Annotated in this window: 14 protein-coding genes and 1 tRNA gene; 5 read left to right on the top strand and 10 right to left on the bottom strand. The window is 42.7% G+C overall.

What is annotated here, in order from left to right:
- Positions 1 to 14: 14 nt before the first annotated feature.
- The 3 genes from OCU87_RS10445 to OCU87_RS10435 all read right to left on the bottom strand — a co-directional run bounded on the left by OCU87_RS10445 (position 15) and on the right by OCU87_RS10435 (position 3,466).
- Positions 15 to 1,112, bottom strand: coding sequence for an amino acid ABC transporter permease (locus OCU87_RS10445; protein WP_261857075.1), 1,098 nt, complete (start codon positions 1,110 to 1,112; stop codon positions 15 to 17).
- Positions 1,113 to 1,115: 3 nt separating this feature from the next.
- Complete coding sequence (locus OCU87_RS10440; protein ID WP_261857074.1) at positions 1,116 to 2,339, bottom strand: amino acid ABC transporter permease; 1,224 nt, start codon at positions 2,337 to 2,339, stop codon at positions 1,116 to 1,118.
- Between the two features lie 101 nt (positions 2,340 to 2,440).
- Positions 2,441 to 3,466, bottom strand: coding sequence for an amino acid ABC transporter substrate-binding protein (locus OCU87_RS10435; protein WP_062690484.1), 1,026 nt, complete (start codon positions 3,464 to 3,466; stop codon positions 2,441 to 2,443).
- Positions 3,467 to 3,864: 398 nt separating this feature from the next.
- Here OCU87_RS10435 and OCU87_RS10430 point away from each other — a divergent pair.
- A tRNA-Ser gene (locus OCU87_RS10430) sits at positions 3,865 to 3,954 on the top strand.
- Positions 3,955 to 4,647: 693 nt separating this feature from the next.
- A complete protein-coding gene (locus OCU87_RS10425) occupies positions 4,648 to 6,282 on the top strand; it encodes a methyl-accepting chemotaxis protein (protein ID WP_261857073.1) in 1,635 nt (544 codons plus the stop codon).
- A gap of 210 nt (positions 6,283 to 6,492) precedes the next feature.
- Here the strand turns inward: OCU87_RS10425 and OCU87_RS10420 are convergent, their stop codons facing one another.
- Positions 6,493 to 8,949, bottom strand: a complete 2,457-nt coding sequence (locus tag OCU87_RS10420; RefSeq protein ID WP_261857072.1) for a M9 family metallopeptidase — start codon at positions 8,947 to 8,949, stop codon at positions 6,493 to 6,495.
- 819 nt (positions 8,950 to 9,768) lie between these two features.
- Positions 9,769 to 10,293: an ester cyclase gene (locus OCU87_RS10415; RefSeq protein ID WP_062690486.1), complete on the bottom strand. Its 525-nt coding sequence runs from the start codon at positions 10,291 to 10,293 to the stop codon at positions 9,769 to 9,771.
- A gap of 249 nt (positions 10,294 to 10,542) precedes the next feature.
- On the opposite strand from OCU87_RS10415, the gene OCU87_RS10410 reads away from it, so the two are divergent.
- Together OCU87_RS10410 and OCU87_RS10405 are read left to right on the top strand one after the other, a co-directional pair.
- Positions 10,543 to 10,935, top strand: coding sequence for a hypothetical protein (locus OCU87_RS10410; protein ID WP_062690487.1), 393 nt, complete (start codon positions 10,543 to 10,545; stop codon positions 10,933 to 10,935).
- A 362-nt stretch (positions 10,936 to 11,297) separates the two neighbouring features.
- Entirely contained in the window at positions 11,298 to 12,629 is a 1,332-nt protein-coding gene (locus OCU87_RS10405) for a ferredoxin reductase family protein (RefSeq protein ID WP_261857071.1), read from the top strand.
- Between the two features lie 124 nt (positions 12,630 to 12,753).
- Here the strand turns inward: OCU87_RS10405 and OCU87_RS10400 are convergent, their stop codons facing one another.
- On the bottom strand, positions 12,754 to 13,125 hold the full coding sequence (locus OCU87_RS10400) for a hypothetical protein (protein ID WP_261857070.1): 372 nt from the start codon (positions 13,123 to 13,125) through the stop codon (positions 12,754 to 12,756).
- A gap of 24 nt (positions 13,126 to 13,149) precedes the next feature.
- Positions 13,150 to 13,455: a monooxygenase gene (locus OCU87_RS10395; RefSeq protein ID WP_261857069.1), complete on the bottom strand. Its 306-nt coding sequence runs from the start codon at positions 13,453 to 13,455 to the stop codon at positions 13,150 to 13,152.
- 146 nt (positions 13,456 to 13,601) lie between these two features.
- Here OCU87_RS10395 and OCU87_RS10390 point away from each other — a divergent pair, with 146 nt between their 5' ends.
- Positions 13,602 to 14,498: a LysR family transcriptional regulator gene (locus OCU87_RS10390; RefSeq protein WP_261857068.1), complete on the top strand. Its 897-nt coding sequence runs from the start codon at positions 13,602 to 13,604 to the stop codon at positions 14,496 to 14,498.
- Positions 14,499 to 14,505: 7 nt separating this feature from the next.
- On the opposite strand, the gene rluA is transcribed toward OCU87_RS10390, so the two are convergent.
- The 3 genes from rluA to OCU87_RS10375 all read right to left on the bottom strand — a co-directional run bounded on the left by rluA (position 14,506) and on the right by OCU87_RS10375 (position 17,314).
- The gene (rluA, locus tag OCU87_RS10385) at positions 14,506 to 15,225 is read right to left on the bottom strand and encodes a bifunctional tRNA pseudouridine(32) synthase/23S rRNA pseudouridine(746) synthase RluA (RefSeq protein WP_261857067.1); all 720 of its coding nucleotides are present in this window, start codon (positions 15,223 to 15,225) and stop codon (positions 14,506 to 14,508) included.
- A 398-nt stretch (positions 15,226 to 15,623) separates the two neighbouring features.
- Complete coding sequence (locus OCU87_RS10380) at positions 15,624 to 16,235, bottom strand: HD domain-containing protein (protein WP_261857066.1); 612 nt, start codon at positions 16,233 to 16,235, stop codon at positions 15,624 to 15,626.
- The gene (locus tag OCU87_RS10375) at positions 16,235 to 17,314 is read right to left on the bottom strand and encodes a TauD/TfdA family dioxygenase (RefSeq protein ID WP_261857065.1); all 1,080 of its coding nucleotides are present in this window, start codon (positions 17,312 to 17,314) and stop codon (positions 16,235 to 16,237) included. Before OCU87_RS10375 ends, OCU87_RS10380 begins: the two co-directional genes overlap by 1 nt.
- Positions 17,315 to 17,326 lie beyond the last annotated feature (12 nt).

The following is a 17,326-nucleotide window of genomic DNA, read 5'->3' as shown; positions in this document are numbered from 1 at the left end:
AATGCTATCCTTGCTTAACGCTTATGGCCGGTATGCAGCTTATTTTCCAAATAAATGCTGTAACGAGACATACTGAAACAGAAAATCCAAAAGACGAGGGCGACGAAAACGTAGCTCTCAGTCGCAAATCCAAGCCAGTTGGGATCAGTATTTGCGGCTTGACCGATCCCGAGTACATCAAACATACCTATGATGAGTACTAAGCTAGTGTCTTTAAATAAACCGATGAAGGTATTTACGATGGATGGAATTGTAATTTTAAGCGCTTGAGGTAAAACAATGAGATACATTTTTCGCCAATAACTTAGGCCTAACGCATCAGCTGCTTCATATTGACCATTAGGTATTGCCTGCAAACCACCACGTACGACTTCTGCCATATATGCCGCACTAAACAGCACTACACCAATTAATGCGCGCACTAATTTGTTCATTTCCATTTCACTGGTCAGGAACAGTGGCAGCATGACAGAGGCCATAAAGAGAACGGTGATGAGCGGAACACCGCGCCAAATTTCGATATAAGCCGTACAAATGCTGCGAATAATCGGCATATCTGAACGTCTACCCAGTGCAAGCAGCACACCAATAGGTAGCGATACAACAATACCGACAATGGCAATGATCAATGTGACTAATAATCCACCCCACAGGTGCGTTTCAACCACTTCAAGGCCAAACACACCACCGTAGAGTAAGATGGCAGCAAAGAACGGATAAATATTAACAAAAAACAGCCAAATCCATTTTCGTCCCGGTGTCGATTCTATTGCCAATAAAGCAATAAAAATGGCCAGAGTGAAATAGAATAATTGTGGTCGCCACAGTTGATCTGACGGGTAAAAGCCAAACATAAACTGATCAAAGCGCACGTTAATGAATACCCAACAAGCTCCGTTACTGGTGCAATCCTCTTTGGTCGTACCTATCCAATCGGCCGTTAGAAATGCCCAATCAATCACATTCCACAGCGTTGAGAGTGCAATATAGCCAAGCACAACGGTCAGAATGGTATTGATTGTCGAAGAAAATAAATGTTTTCTTGCCCAACTAACAAAGCCGATCGTATTTGCTGGTGGCGGTAGGTCTGGCTGGAATTGATGTTCACTCATACATTACCTCTCGACCAAAGCGACTTTGCTGTTGTAGATATTCATCAGATACGACGTTAGCAGGCTTAGTGTGAGATAAACCCCCATTGTCATTGCGATAATCTCTATCGCTTGTCCCGTCTGATTGAGTGTGGTGCCAGCAAAAACAGACACTAAATCTGGATAACCAATCGCCATCGCCAACGATGAGTTTTTGGTTAAATTCAAATACTGGCTGGTTAAGGGAGGAATGATGATGCGTAATGCCTGCGGAATAACCACAAAACGCAGTATTTTACCTTGCGGTAGCCCAAGGGCTGACGCTGCTTCTGTTTGGCCATAATTCACGGCATTAATCCCCGAACGGACAATTTCGGCAATAAACGACGCGGTATAGATACTTAGTGCCAATAACAGTGCAGCGAGCTCTGGCAAAATGCTAATTCCGCCGCGAAAGTTAAAGCCTTTCAGTTCTGGGTACTCCAGCGATATAGGCATACCAGACAAAAGATAAGCAACGAAAGGTAAACCGATAGTAAGCAGCAACACAGTACGTAATATAGGCGATTGCTCACCCGTTAAGCGTTGTTTACGTGTTGCGATAATGGCATAGACAATACTGAGTATTAATCCGATAGCCAGTGCCAGCCCCATCCACATAGAACCTTGTTCGAAAACGGGTTTAGCTAAATATAATCCACGTACATTCAGGAAAACACTTTCACCTAAACTCAAGCTTTGACGAGGAGAGGGGAGTACCTGCAAAACCGCAAAGTACCAAAAAAAGATTTGTAGCAAGAGTGGAATATTACGGAAAATTTCAATGTATACCGCCGCTAAACGACTGACAATCCAGTTGGATGACAACCGAGCGATACCAATAATAAAGCCCAATATGGTCGCTAAAAGAATACCGAGTACAGAAACCAACGCTGTATTCAATAAACCAATAACAAAGGTACGCCCGTACGAGTAGGTTTCATTGTACTCAATTAACGTTAAGCCAATACCAAAGCCAGCCTCTTGTTCAAGAAAATCAAACCCTGTGGCGATCCCCCTAGCATCAAGATTTGCGATAGCATTACTCACGATGGAGTAGATAAAAAAGAAAAGCCCAACAACAGCGAAAACTTGGAAAATAATGGCACGAAAGGTGGGATTATAGAGCAAGCTTTGTTTTTTTGGGGTTGGGAGTGATACATCCGATGTACGTGGTGTATTTAGAGCTTCTGTCGTTTTAGGAGCCATACAACAACCTCAGTCCCTATGTGGAGGTTTAACTAGCAAGTTCTACCACCGCCAGTTAAAAAGAGAGGCGGCATCATGCCACCTCTTTATTTTTTGCTTCATTAACGGATAGGTGCAGCGTATAGAATGCCACCGTCTTTCCACAGTGCATTTAAGCCACGTTTGATCGCGAGTGGTGAGTTTTCACCAATCGTACGATCAAAGCTCTCGCCATAGTTACCCACTTGCTTAACGATTTGGTAACCCCAATCATCACGCAATCCTAAGCCTTTACCTTTAGGACCATCCAGACCAATTAGGCGGCGAATATTTGGATCATTAGACTTTTTCATTTCATCAACATTGGCAGATGTCACGCCGTATTCTTCGGCATTAATCATTGCATTCAGCGTCCACTTAACAATGTTGAACCACTGATCATCACCTTGACGAACAACAGGGCCTAGTGGCTCTTTAGAAATGATTTCAGGCAGAACAACGGCAGAACTTGGATCTTTAAGGTTGAGGCGGAGTGCGTATAAACCTGATTGGTCGGTGGTTAATACATCACAGCGGCCTGAATCAAACCCCGCAGAGGTTTGGGGAGCGGTATCGAACACGACAGGATTATATTTCATCCCATTTACACGGAAGTAATCGGCAAGGTTGAGCTCTGTTGTTGTGCCAGACTGAACACAGATAGCAGCGCCATCAAGATCTTTTGCACTCGATACACCAAGCTCTTTTTTTACCATAAAGCCTTGGCCATCATAGTAGCTAACGCCAGCAAAGTTTAAGCCCAATGAGGTATCACGATGCAATGTCCATGTTGTATTTCGTGATAACACATCGATCTCACCAGATTGCAGTGCAGTGAAACGCTCTTTCGCTGTTAGTGGAATATATTTTACTTTTGATTTGTCACCGACAGTTGCTGAAGCAATAGCTTGGCAAAATTCGACATCAATGCCTTCCCATTCACCTTTGGAGTTAGGGTTTGAAAATCCTGGCAAACCTGCGCTCACACCACACTGAACATAGCCTTGCTTCATGACTTTATCTAGCGTGCCATCAGCTGATGCGTTAGCTGAAAATAGTGCAGTTGAGGTGGCGAGGACCGCAAAAACAACTGAAAATTTGTTAGCCATTAGTACCTTCCTTTGTAAGTTTGTGATGTAGTGAAATACTGTCACAATGCATAAAGATGCAACATGCACCCTATTGTTTGTTTATAGTAAACATACTGTTAACAAAGATAAGTATAGAAACAGATACGGGTTCGTCTAACATTGAGTGTCGAATACTTCACGTTTTTTACAAAAAATTAAAGTTTAATGGAATGAAGTGCTTGCAATTAGACTTAACTTTGAAGGTGAAAAAAGTAAATAGCAGCAAGAGGCTAGAGTAATAATATGCTTATCACGAATATATTGAAGCTTTGTGTTGGATAAAACACCAGTGTGGTTGGATTGTGAGTAATTGATATTTTTATTAAAATTAGTGCTTTACATACTTTGGGTGAGTCTATATTATTCGCCGCACTTACGGAGAGATGGCTGAGTGGTCGAAAGCACCGGTCTTGAAAACCGGCGGCGGTTTATCCCGTCCTAGGGTTCAAATCCCTATCTCTCCGCCATATTCAAAGAAGCCAGCTTAATTGCTGGCTTTTTACGTTTGAGCCAACGTGAAAAGGATTTGTACCAAATCCGCCATAGCCAAAGTGCTCCACCGTATTTAAGAAAACCGCTGAAACTTCAGCGGTTTTTTTTCGTCTAAATTTTGTGATTAGAAATAGGGTGCCGAAGACGCGCAAAGCCAAAGGGCGCGAGCTTACGAGCCGTAAATCCCTATCTTTCCGCCATACCCAAAGCGCTTCGGCACATTCAATAAAGGTGCTAAATTACGAGCGTTTTTTTATCAGCAAGCACTTATGCTTGATCTCTCACTCTCACTCTCACTCTCACTTCAAGGTCGACTAAACGGCGTAGTTTCTATATTCACACCAAGCCACTTATATTGATGAAAACGTACAAGACATTATTAAATGTGAATGAATTAATAGACAACCAAGGTAACAGTGAATAAAAGTAAATCGGGGTTAATGATGTGATTTTTGTATTATTAAATTTTCAACATAACTACATAAGCTTTTTTTTATAAAAATTTAGCGTGGATTTTGTTCAGTGGGGTATTTAGAGGAAAATATAATTTAAGTGAGTGATTCGACCTGCCGCTAGTGTGTCCAGTTATTTGATTTTTTAACGGTATAAATAAGTTGAAATCATAACCATTTCTTTAAAAAGCCTCACAGAAGGCAGGTTGTATATAAATGTCATATAAAAATTTATCATTAGGTAAAAAAATTGCGGTTGTATTTTCTGCTATCGCGCTAGTTATTATTGCACTTGGTGTTTTCTTAAGTAGCGAGCTTAAATTAGTTCGCGAAGGGACGGTGAATTTTACAGACTCGACATTGCCGAGTGTATTATCTGTGGAAGCGCTGAAGTATGAAGTGACGAGTAATCGTGCAACTCAATTTTTCACGTTGACGCTCAATAACGATAATGTGGCGATGCAAAATTATCTTCAACGCACTCAGCAGAATAACCTCCAAATCAAAGGGATGCTGGCAGCTTATGAAGCCACTGTGGCATCTGATCATGAGCGCCAGATCTTTATGAAGGTAAGTGACGCTTGGGCAATCTATGTTGATTCTATTTATAGCTTTGAGTTAGCGATAAGTCAGGGGAATACCGTTCAAGCTGGACAGGTGCTTGGTAATACATATCGTCAATTTAACGATATGATGGCAGCGCTTGATGGTCTGCTAGAGCTAAACCTTGGCTTTGTTGCCAATAACCGGACAGAGATGTTAGATACGACTTCGCGTGTGAGTACCATGACGATTGCTTGTATTGTAAGTTTGTTAGTCTTTATGGTTTTGATGAACCAGTTTTTAATTCGCCAAATTTGTTTACCATTAAATCAGGTGATGGTGTTATCAAGTGAAATTGCAGCAGGTAATTTAACTCACACCTTAGAACGTGATGAAATAGGTGATGATGAATTGGGAATGCTGGCAGATTCGAGTATCAAAATGCAAGACAACCTGCGGTCTCTTGTTGTTGAGATTGTTGCTGCCGTGACTCAGTTGAGTACCGCGGTGGAAGAAGTCAGTGCCGTATCTGAACAGTCATCTCAGGGGATGAAACAGCAGCAAGACGAGATCACTATGGTTGTCACTGCCATGGAGCAAATGAAAGCGACTGTTGCCAATGTTGCGAGTAATACGGAAGTGGCTTCTGTTTCTGCCGCATCAGCAAATGATGAAGCTAAGTTAGGCAGTCAAGATGTACAAAAAGGCATTGAATCTATCTTGAAAGTATCTCAAGAAATTGAAAATGCGGGCGCACTGGTAGAGCAACTAGAACGTGAGTCGGTCAGTATCAGTATGGTTATTGATGTGATTCGAGACATTGCCGAGCAAACTAACTTGTTGGCACTTAATGCTGCAATTGAAGCCGCGCGTGCTGGTGAACAAGGCCGTGGTTTTGCCGTTGTTGCAGATGAAGTGCGAACCCTTGCGGGGCGTACACAGCAATCAACAGGTGAAATTGTAGCGATTATCGATAAGCTGCAAAAAAGTGCCAATGAAGCTAAAGATGCGACAAATATGAGTTGTAATATGATCCACCAGTGTGTCGCACAAAGTCAGCATACTGGAGAAACCATCCAGAATATAGAGCAGACGGTAGCGCAAATAGCCGATATGGGAATGCAGATTGCGAGTGCATGTAACGAACAAGATTCGGTTGCTGATGAGCTAAGTCGTAATGTTGAAAGCATTCATTTGTCATCGACTGAAGTCGCAACAGGTGCTAGCCAAACGGCGAAGGCGAGTTTTGAACTAAGTCAACTTGCTGTAAACCTTCAATCAATGATGAGTCGTTTCCGCGTATCTTAATTTTGTGTATTCCTTTTTTGTAAAACGACCTGTAAAGCTAGCTTAATTGCTGGCTTTTTTCTGCGAGTGATACCAACTTGGCTAATGGTCTTTTTCTTTAATAGGCAAAGCGGTTTATAATTATTATTGACCAGCCAGTAACTGTAATAAAAAACCACAGGATTATCCCTGTGGTTTTTATTTTTACTTTTCTAATAAAGAAGCAAAGGATTAATACGCGGTTGCGTACACTTCCACTTCTGCTTTGTTACCATTATTACTCAGCATGAAATGGACATAACCGTTTTGGTTTACTTTAAGTTCAACGAACTCTTTGTTACCCGTGTAATGAGATGATGCATCATGTTTTTCTGGGGTAGGCCAATGTGCCTGCGCCGCGTAAAGGTCGACATTACTTTGTTCACCAACGTTGGTATTATCTTGTTCTGCCTTTGGTGTCACCCAAATACGGACTGTGTCTTTACCTTCTGGTACATAAAGAGCCAGGTAACGGGTGTTAATGATATCAAGATTTATTGGGTCATCTGTTGCGAGAACGACAGGTGCTAAATCATCTTGGCCTGCGCTACTACCTTGACCGCCTCCTTGACCGCCACCTTGGTTTCCGCCTTGGTTCTCAACTTCCGCTTTAGCCAGTAGCTCAACATTATTGAATGCTTCACGGCCATCAATACTGATGTAATAACGGCCCGTTTTAATGTAGCCATTTGCTTGAGGTTCAATAGTGACTTGTTCGTTGCTGCCATGGCTGAAAGACGTAAAGTCATGATCATAGTAGTGAGCAACTCGATCGAAACTCGCATATAAATCGGCATCGCCTTCACCCTGAATTGATAGCTCAAGTGAGCGAGTGAACTCTGGAACATCAATATAGAATTGTTGTTCGCTGTACTTTTCACCTTCCAATCTAACAGTACTGTTCAGTGATAGCGCAGTAACTATCGGCTCTTTACCGCCAGGTGTTGGTTGGCTAGTTGTTTGTAACGTATCGAGCCAAAGACTAAACTCTTGATCGTATTGCAGGCCAATGTCTTGGCTCTTCTTCGCCCATGCTTTGAAGTTGTTATTACGACCAAGTGCTAAGAGTTGGTCAACTTCTTCTGGGTGGTTTTCCATTAGGAAGCGTACAGCAAGGTATCCCCAGCGGTATACACGGTTAGTGTCGTGTGAGTAGGTTGTTGCCATTACTTCTGGTAGTGAGTATGCATGCGTTTTACCTAGCTCAATTGCAGCGTTATAACCTTCTTTGTAATGCATGTATTCAGCAAAGCCTTCAAGCCACCACACAGTGTTACCGTCACGTAATACATCACCAAAGTCCCCGTATAAGTTAAAGCGCCCATCTAGGTAGTGAATATATTCATGTTCTAGGTTTAGAATACTAAAACCGTCTGCGTATTCATTGCGGTAAGCGACAAAGCGAGCTTTGTTATCTGGATTTGCAGGATTACCTTCTAAGTACTGACCGCCATTATCGGTCGTATTTCCAAAGAGGAAGCTAGAATAAGTGACATAATCGCTGTTTGAATTGAACACAATCACTTCAACATTATCGTTATGGTCATCAGCCACAGGTACACCATTACTATTTACTATCTGGTGGAAATCAGCTTCTTTTTCATTGAGGGTTGCGCAGACTTCTAGCGCCTGTGCTTGATCCATTTTTTGCGCACGTACAATAGCGGGTCCATCACAAGGATAGTTAAATGGCATCACTAAGGCTTCTAGCTGTGCTTTACCATCTGTTAGCCCCATAGATTCAGCTTGTTCAGGTGCAAAGTGGTTCACCATTTCAGCTATGCCAACCCAAATCTTATCGCTCTTACCGCCTAATGGGTAACGCTCAAGTAGGTTCTTTTGAATCGTTAGAATTTGTTGTTTTGTTTCTTTATATGGACTTGCTAATAAACGGCCCATTTCTCGTGAAGCGTTACTGACAATAAAGCTAGCATCCGTTTCTAACGCCCATTCGTTATCGTAAATAAACTGTTCTAGTTGGTGTAGGTACTCAGGGTGTTTAACCAGATCCGAGTAGAAATCATCATTACCAGTATGGCCACTCATCGCGCGGAAGAGGTCATTCATTGATTCAATGAAACGAGTATGTTCAGCGCTTTCAGGCGTAAAGTGATTAAGTAAGGCCAGCTGGTTTGCCATTGTCAGTGGTAAGCGGCGAATATTATCCACCATGATGGTCATGCTTTTCAGTGCAGAGCTTTGCTCATAACCATAATTAATCGCATAAGGCGAGGTGATAAAGGCATTAATAGTTTGAGCTAGCTTGAGATCAAGAGCATCTGAGAATTCACCAAGCTGTTGCTTATTGTTAGATCTAACGTAGTAAGCTGCACGAATAAACTCACCGAGGTTATTTATAATTACAGCTTGTTCTGGCTCACCTCGATAGTTATTTACCTCGTTTAATAAGCGTACCTGTGCTTGCTCAACAAGATGATCGCTGAAAACGGTTTGCGCATGCGTTACGCTGGCTGAAAACCATTCATTGCGGCAATCAAGATCGGCACCTTCTATTGCAATAAGCGGGTTTTGTGAGGTGGAAAGTGCGTTGATTTCACACGTTAGCGCAGCGGATGCTTGTGGGGTATAAAAGCAACTTGAAAGTAGAATAGCCAGAGCTGAGTGTTTGAATGTGTTTAAATTAGTCATAATTGTAATGGTTATATTTGCGTAGTGATTCAAAGGGCGAGAGTTATACTCGCGATATATTCAAATGCACGACTATTGATATGAAACTAAGAGACTTATTCAGGAATCTACATGTTTCTTAATAACGCATTTTTACTTCCAAAAAGACATGTTAAAATCGTCTAAAATCATTGTGTTAAGATTTAAGGCTGTGAATAAATGTAGAGGGCGTGGTCAATAGGAATACAGCTTGTGTGGTTCTTGCGCGGTTGGTTTTTATGCTTTACAGGCTTTATTGACCTACTCATTATTCGCGGTATTTACTGAGAGATGGCTGAGTGGTCGAAAGCACCGGTCTTGAAAACCGGCGGCGGTTTATTCCGCCCTAGGGTTCACCTGAGCGAAGCGAAAGCACATTGCCCGTGACGAAGGCGCGAAAAGGCAATAGCCCGAAGGGCGCGAGCTTGCGAGCAGTAAATCCCTATCTCTCCGCCATATTAAAGAAAGGCGCTAATTTATTAGCGCCTTTTTTGCGTTTGAGCTGACGTGAAAATGATATGTACCCAATCCTCCATATCCAAAGCGCTCCACCGTATTTAAGAAAACCGCTGAAACTTCGGCGGTTTTTTTTCATTAAAATTTTGTGATTAGAGATAAATGTTGAACCCTAGAGCCGAGTTCAAAGGTATGGCATTGGGCTTTGTTGAGTTCAAAACTGCCTATGTTATTAATCAATTGCGGCAATAGTATCGTTCTCAGCCAGAACCCACGACTAACTCATTTTGAGCATGAATACCATCGAGCTCAAGTTGGTAATTATGAAAAGGCAGTCAGTAGAGATCACTTCACTTGAGAAAAGAAAGTATTGTAATCTTCTAAGTGCCAGTTTTTTGTTATCTTGCCATCGTGTATTTCATAGATATCGACTGCTGGGAAGTCGACAACTTGTCCTTGTCCTGCAACTTCTCCCATTTTTCCGTTGAAGTTACCTTTAAAACGGTATCGAATCGTTGCAAAGTCACCTGCAATGAGTAAATGTTCAACTTCTACGTGTAAATTAGGGACAATTTTACGGAAGCTTTGAGAGGCTTCTAATACACCTTTGATACCTTCTTTTCTTCCTTCTGGTGGGGTCATATCCTTGAAGTTTGCTAACAATGCTTTGTGAGCATAAACCTCTTCACCTGTATTCCAGAATTTAGCGTAGTTCATGGCAGCTTGCTTAATTTCTTCTGTCTGTGCCGATGGGGCTGCAGTTATATAGATTTCAGGTTTAATTTCATCTGCTTGAACAGAGCTACTTACTAGCATGGCGATACCTACAGTTGTGGTTAGAATAGAATTTTTGATGTAATTTTTTTTCATGACTTGCTTCCCAGTCTTGTTGCTATGGGACTAGTATATTGACAAAAAAAAATTTGATAATTGGGTCATATTTAAATTCACTATTCGGTTCAGTCAAATGGTTGAGCTAAAAGAGAGGGTGTGCACCATTTTCTGATATGAATTTGTTTACCCTATCGCCAAAACCAAAGGTGGCTGAGGCTAGGTAGGTTACTCATTTTACATAGTGTTATATCACAATAGAAATGCAACATTTTAATCTGGTGATTTATGAGTAAAGCTACTGATAAGTTAGATCAGCGACTAAACCGAGATAAATGGAAAGGTATTTTTGTATTGTGTATTGCTGGCGCCATAGCAATTCTATTAACAATTGTCTATGTACCAAGCCAAGTTAAAGGTGTTGAAGTTTTCGGCGAGGTAACACATTTAACGGCGATTTCTAGTGAAGAAGGCAATGTGCTAATGATTGTTGTAAAACTTGCTGATGGCTCTGTTGCAAGGTCAAAAATATCAAATTCTTCATATTATCATCAGGGGGAAAGAGTCAAGTTACTGAAGAAAAAGTCATTTTTTTTGGGAACAGATTTATATATGTTCCATAGTTATCCTACAGCTACTAGTGGTAAAGAAAGCTGTCAAGGTGACGCTGGACTTCGGTAGTCTTGGTATGGAGTTTGGTGTGCTTGGTTAGTTTAGAGTCGGCACACCTTATAATAGGCGATATATGCAATCGACTGTTTCTGGAGCTAAGCGAAAGGAATTTGTACTAGATCCGCCATATCCAAAGCGCTCCGCCATATTCAGTTAATGCCCAGCAGAAATGTTGGGCATTTTCGCATGCGTTGAATTTACCAACTTGAGTACAGTTATCTTGTATCGCTAATTATTGGATATAAGCACCGATGACCGATGACCGATGACCGATAGGGCAACAGTGAATCTTTAAATAGATTTACGCATATTGACGTTGTTTTACATCGTGAGAGTTAAAGTAAACTTATCGTCTATATGAGTATGAAAGAATGAAAACAGTCCGCAATATCATTTGGGCAATGATTGCCACAATGTCTGCCTTTTGGTTTGCGATGGAACCGCAACTTTTTACCTCAAATAATGTATTTGAATGGCGCTCTGCCATGATTCAATACTCAGGTATTTTGTCTTTGATGTTAATGTCCATCACCATGCTATTGGCGATGCGCCTGCCCGTGATTGAGAACTGGCTTAACGGTATGGATAAAGCTTACCGTGTACATAAGTGGCTTGGTATCGGTGGGGTTGCGTTAGGCGTTACGCACTGGCTATGGTACCAAATTCCAAAATGGCTAGTTATGTCTGGCGTATTAGCAAGGCCAGTTCACCATGACGGCTCTGGGCCTGCAGGTAATTTGTCTGGCTGGACGCTATGGGTGAGTGAGCTGCGTGAGTTCGCTCAAGGTATCGGTGAGTGGGGCTTTTATTTGCTCCTTGTCTTGCTCGCGGTGTCGTTATGGGCAGCGGTGAAATATAAACCGTTTAAATTGTCACACCGTCTTATGTCTGTCGCGTATTTATTGATCGCAGTGCACTCTGTGTTCCTTCTTAAGCATGCTTATTTGGGGGAGCCTATTTATTACCTAACGTTGGCATTTGCTTTTGTTGGATCTATTGCTGCGCTTTACAGCTTATTCGGCTTTGTTGGGCGTGGTAATCGCTACTCTGCGGTTGTTGCGACAACGCGTTACTTTCCACAAGCGGAAATCATGGAATTGGTGTTAAAACCAGACGCCGCTTGGCAAGGACACACAGCAGGGCAATTCGCGTACTTACGTTTTGGTGATGAAGACCCACATCCATTCACTATCGTCTCGGGTAGTGAAGACTCAGAATTACGTTTCTTGATCAAAGAACTGGGTGATTTTACCACTGGGCTATATGAACGAGTGAAACAGGGCGATGCAGTCACGATTGAAGGGCCTTATGGCCGCCTTGAATTTGACTTAAGTAAGCCACAAATTTGGATTGCTGGTGGTGTGGGCATCGCTTCATTTTTCGCGACGCTAGAAGCGCTCAAAAGAGAAAAGAACCATCCTCGTATTGAGCTGTTTTATTGTACCCGTGGTGTCGATGATCATTTGGTCGATGAGTTGTGGCACCTTGCGCATCAAGCCGGCGTGAGCTTAAGTGTGATAGATACTATGCATTCGCCTCGATTAAATACACAACGAATCGTGAGCCAATGCGGTAATTTAAGTGACTACGAGTTTTACTTTTGCGGGCCAGAAGTGTTCTCTAAAACGCTGAAAAAAGAGCTAGATGCACATCAATTTAATATTGAGCAGAGCTATCATGAAGAACTATTTGTGATGCGTTAAAGTGTAGACATTATGTGGATACTCTAGCCCTCAAGTCTCATTTGTTTTTATGTTTCAGTAAGCCCACTTTTGGACTGACACCAAAAGTGGGCTTTTCTTGTATATCTGATGCCTGTGCGTGGCGTTATTGCTTTTTAAGCTGTAGGTACGTCAGAACAGACAGGAAGGTGAAGAAAGCAGGATCACTCCAACCAAAACCAACAAAAATGCCTGTTACACCTGCATAAACGGTAATAATCACCCCTAACATGTTCGAAATGAGTAGAGCCGTTAATAGCTTCTTGGCGGTAATACCTGCCTCAATGTCTTTCAGCATTAAGCTAACAGCGGCGATGCCACCCAAGAAAATACTGGTATGTTGCGACAAGAAATACGCATATTGGTCGTTGATCTCGACGCCATACATCGGCCACATGAGGCTTGGTATAAAAAATAGCGCCAATGCGAAAACAAAATAAATGCTGCCGTGTAGTGTTAAAAACGTTTTGTTGGTCATCTTCTTACCTTACTGCTCAGACGGTTAAGCCATTGGCCCTTTGTTGATGCTTGTTAGTGGTTCGTTAATATCAAAAATAACCCCACGAACATCATTAACGCCCATTTGTTGTAAGCGTGCTGAATGCATTGCTAAATAGGCTTGGGCTGTTGCTTCATCTTCAAAAAGATAGATGCCACCGCCTAGCTTATCTTGTGCGCTTTCGGTCCAAATTTTCCAAATCATGCCAGGTTCTTGGTTGATTGATTCTGCTAAGCCAACCAATGCTGTCGCCATTTCTTCACCAAATGGGCCATTAAAATCGAAATCAACTTGAAGTAATTTAGCCATGGGTCTGTCTCCTTATAAATAAAAAATAGTCGATAAAGTCAGTTACCATATCGGCTGCTAGCTCTTTGCTATGGATCTATTCTTATCTATAAAAAACGAACAGAAAAGTTCATAATATTGTGGTTAACTGTGGAAAAAATAGACCAATGAGATTAAAGAGCACGTTAGAACAGTGGCTAACCCTGTATGAGATTGATCGGGCAGGGAGTATTCAGGCGGCCGCAACAGCACTGAATAAGAGTCATACCACCTTGATCTATGCCGTTAAAAAGCTGGAATCACAATTAGCGGTGTCCTTGGTGGAAGTACAAGGGCGCAGGGCTGTGCTGACAGAAGATGGAAAATCTTTGCTGCGTCGTGCAACGACTATGCTAGAGCAAGCCCGCGAACTAGAAGAAATAAGCGAGCAGCTTTCTAAAGGGTTTGAATCAGAAATCACCATCGCGGTTGATCACCTGTGCGATCTGGCGTGGTTATATCAGCCGATGGCTGAGTTTGTGGCGCAGAACAGTACGACCTCGATTCAAATCATAGAGACATCGTTATCAAAAACGACAGAGATGGTGATTAATGAGCAAGCCGATGTGGCTATCGTCAATTTGCCTATCACCAATTATCCTGCGGAAGCGTTTGGTGTGACATCTATGGTGCCTGTCGTGGCATCTCATCATCCGTTAGCGTCTAAAGACTCTTTATGTTTAGCGGATATGTCTACCACCACGCAGATTGTTATTCGGGATTTAGGGCGTACGCTTCATCAATCTGGCAAGCAAGATGTAGGGTGGTTGAAATCACGTCAGCGAATCACTGTTGATAATTTTGACCACGCCTTTCGTGCGGTGGAGCAAGGGGTAGGGTATTGCCGCCTTCCTGAGCATGTGGTGCAAAGTCGCAAGAACGACAGCGTCGTTGTACTGAAGGTTGAAAACGCCGACCAGTACCAAGTCCCTTTGCATTTAACGCTCCCTAAAGGCGCGAAAACTGGCCCCGCAGCAAAAAGTTTTTATGATATTTTGCTGCGTTCGGCCAGTTCGAGACGATAAAAATCGTTTAAGCGCGTCGCTTCACTTGTGAAGCATGATTGCCAAGCAATAACTGCGTGGGTGCGTCAGGGTAAAAATCGCAGGGCGCAAATATGTGCATGGGTTGTTCAGAATAAGGATGTCTGAACGTTAGCTCTGCGGCATGTAATTGAAGCCGTGGCGCCTTAGCAATTGCTTCTTCATGGGCATAGAACTGATCCCCTAAAATAGGGTGCCCTATCGCTTGAAGATGAACCCGTAGCTGGTGCGATCGACCTGTGGTCGGAAATAGCGCCAGTAATGTCGTACCCTGCTCCCGTGAAATCACTTTATAGTGAGTCAACGATGGCTTACCTGTATTGAAGCACACCTTTTGTAATGGACGATTTTCCCAGTCGCAAGTTAATGGAAAATCAATCACCCCTTTGTTGTTTTCAACCTCTCCCCACACTCTTGCGTAGTAGAGTTTTTTGGTTTGCCTGTGTTGGAATTGGCTTCGCATATGGCACTCCGCTTTCTTGCGAAGTGCGAGTACGATAAGGCCAGACGTCGCCATATCTAAGCGGTGGATTATTTGAGATTGCGGGTAATCTGCTAAAACGCGTGTCCATACACTGTCTTGGTGAGCAGGATCTCGACCTGGATTTGAAAGCAAGCCGGAAGGTTTGTTGATAGCAATAATATCTTTGTCTAGGTGTAAAACATCCAGCCATGGGGACATTGGCGGGTTATAGATAAAATCGGTCACGCGGTTTTTCTCCGATCAAGGGGAAGTCCCTCAATCACAATGTTGATCGAGCTATTTGATCTTTTTGGGGAGATCAATAAAGGTGCTATTCGTTAAAACAGTTTGCCGAACGCTGGGGGCATTCGGTGTTTGCAATAAAAGATGTTAGTAAAAGCCTAGTTCTAAGCGATGCATGGCTGCCGAGAGGGGATTCTGCAGTATGTATCTAGGCCCTAAATTTGCGCGGATTCTACTCCAACCAAGCGAATTGTGGGAACAATATTTTCATCTTTTTACGTAAATAGTGAGCAGCCGTTTTTAGTCTTGGGATGGTATTCCACTCGTTACTGGCTGCTCATCGTTTATTGTGGTTTCAGTTGTGTAGTTTCAGTTGTTTAGTTCCAGTCGTGAAGCACAGGTTAGGAGCTTGAACAGCTATCCGTGTGCAAGGACGTTGCTGCATTTGTGTTGTTATTTGAAATCAGTACGGCTTGGGTTAAGCATTGTTCGGTTAACGCCAGATAATAATCAAGACTAGGATGCGCTAATGCTTCTTCTTTACCAAGGTCGTCAAATAATCTCACTTGAATCGCATCTTTATAGTAAGTCTCTGCTTCAAATAGATGTACTTCACGATCGCTCATTGTGCCACCTTGGACATGCAAAGTGTCTTTAGAGGCTTGGCTGAGTTTAGCCATATAACCGGGCTTTACCGTACACAGGTAGCGCTTTGCCGCGACATGAAGCTGAATGGGGTCAAGGATACTGCTTGGCAGATATGGGCGAAGAAAATCAGCGCCAATATCTTCATGGAAGCCATCTATACCGTTTTTTGTTATATCTTCAGGTAGCCCTAAAATTAAATGGCCAAAATCATGCAAAAAAGCGGCGACAACCACCTCGCGAGTGCTGTTTTTCTTTTCGGCAAAGTAAGCGGATTGCATCATGTGCTCAGCCATAGAGATACGTTCACCATAGGCGACATGGCCGTTCTCGATGAACTGCTGGTGGATAAAATCGATAACTTTCATTATCGCTCTCCTTGAATGGTGCGCATGGTACTCAGCAAGGAGTCTTTGTCGGCATAGCAACCTTGCAAGTGACGTTCACCTATAGCGGCCACTTCACGACCATGCAACACACGCTCGTTATCAAACATCATTAATTCACTAGGCTGTAGCTTGCACGTGAACTTGCATTCTTCACTGTGTAGCACTTCCATAAAGCATTGGTAAGCTTCATAAAAGGCGCGTTGTTCATTGAATGGCAAGCGGATAGTTTGAATCGAACGGTTGTTAAGGCGTACTTTCGTAACTCTACCTTGGGTATCTGTTTCAATAACGCTGCCACCGCTTTGTAGATCGGCTTCGGCACTTTTAAAACGGTAGCTCAGTATGGTGTGGTTCAAGGTGTCGAAGTGATGCTTATATTGTTTTCTCAATATTTGCGCGGCATAAAACCCATCGGCTAGGGCAGTGATCCCACCTTCAGGTGCCGCCACTAAACAATGTAATAACTGCAAGCTAGGTACAGGGTGACGATAAGGGTTATCGGTATGCAGGCTCAGTGGCTTTGGCGTAAAGGCCAAATTCTCTGGGTTCTCTTTGGTGATAACCTCAAAATATTTACCGTAATTGGTTTCACGCACGTAGCCGAATTTATCAACTACTTCTAATAGTTGCTGATCGTGATTAGGTACGTGACGAAGAAACGCAATACCGTGGGTGTTAACATGATTAAGCCACTGATATTTTGACTCTGGTTTATCGAGGTCGCGGTAATCAACACTGACTGCGGCTTGATCTAATTGGCTTCCCCATAGCGTCATACCTTCATCGGTATTTGTCGTGTGGCTCAAAGCATCAGAAGGAAATAGCAGTGCGTGCGGGTAGACAGATTGATGGCCATCTTGCCATTCAACAAAGAGCTGATCGTTATCGTATTGGGCATCAAGGATCTTAATGTCGAGATCAAGGTTAATGACTTCTTGTAGCCGTTGACCAGACGGATGTAGGCACTCTGAACATGGGCAGTTATCACGTAGCCAGAAGAAATGAAAAGGCGCGTTGTTAACCGTTAAGTGGGTGTCAAAAATCGATAATACATTCATGTTAAGACTACT

The sequence above is a fragment of the Photobacterium sanguinicancri genome, from assembly GCF_024346675.1.
In the GTDB taxonomy this organism is placed as follows: Bacteria; Pseudomonadota; Gammaproteobacteria; order Enterobacterales; family Vibrionaceae; genus Photobacterium; species Photobacterium sanguinicancri.
This window is presented reverse-complemented; position numbering and strand designations above follow the sequence as displayed.

Excerpts from the sequence above, each read along its gene's own strand:
- OCU87_RS10445 (WP_261857075.1), bottom strand. The coding sequence starts at position 1,112 with ATGAGTGAACATCAATTCCAGCCAGACCTACCGCCACCAGCAAATACG.
- OCU87_RS10440 (WP_261857074.1), bottom strand. The coding sequence starts at position 2,339 with ATGGCTCCTAAAACGACAGAAGCTCTAAATACACCACGTACATCGGAT.
- OCU87_RS10435 (WP_062690484.1), bottom strand. The coding sequence starts at position 3,466 with ATGGCTAACAAATTTTCAGTTGTTTTTGCGGTCCTCGCCACCTCAACT.
- OCU87_RS10425 (WP_261857073.1), top strand. The coding sequence starts at position 4,648 with ATGTCATATAAAAATTTATCATTAGGTAAAAAAATTGCGGTTGTATTT.
- OCU87_RS10420 (WP_261857072.1), bottom strand. The coding sequence starts at position 8,949 with ATGACTAATTTAAACACATTCAAACACTCAGCTCTGGCTATTCTACTT.
- OCU87_RS10415 (WP_062690486.1), bottom strand. The coding sequence starts at position 10,293 with ATGAAAAAAAATTACATCAAAAATTCTATTCTAACCACAACTGTAGGT.
- OCU87_RS10410 (WP_062690487.1), top strand. The coding sequence starts at position 10,543 with ATGAGTAAAGCTACTGATAAGTTAGATCAGCGACTAAACCGAGATAAA.
- OCU87_RS10405 (WP_261857071.1), top strand. The coding sequence starts at position 11,298 with ATGAAAACAGTCCGCAATATCATTTGGGCAATGATTGCCACAATGTCT.
- OCU87_RS10400 (WP_261857070.1), bottom strand. The coding sequence starts at position 13,125 with ATGACCAACAAAACGTTTTTAACACTACACGGCAGCATTTATTTTGTT.
- OCU87_RS10395 (WP_261857069.1), bottom strand. The coding sequence starts at position 13,455 with ATGGCTAAATTACTTCAAGTTGATTTCGATTTTAATGGCCCATTTGGT.
- OCU87_RS10390 (WP_261857068.1), top strand. The coding sequence starts at position 13,602 with ATGAGATTAAAGAGCACGTTAGAACAGTGGCTAACCCTGTATGAGATT.
- OCU87_RS10380 (WP_261857066.1), bottom strand. The coding sequence starts at position 16,235 with ATGAAAGTTATCGATTTTATCCACCAGCAGTTCATCGAGAACGGCCAT.
- OCU87_RS10375 (WP_261857065.1), bottom strand. The coding sequence starts at position 17,314 with ATGAATGTATTATCGATTTTTGACACCCACTTAACGGTTAACAACGCG.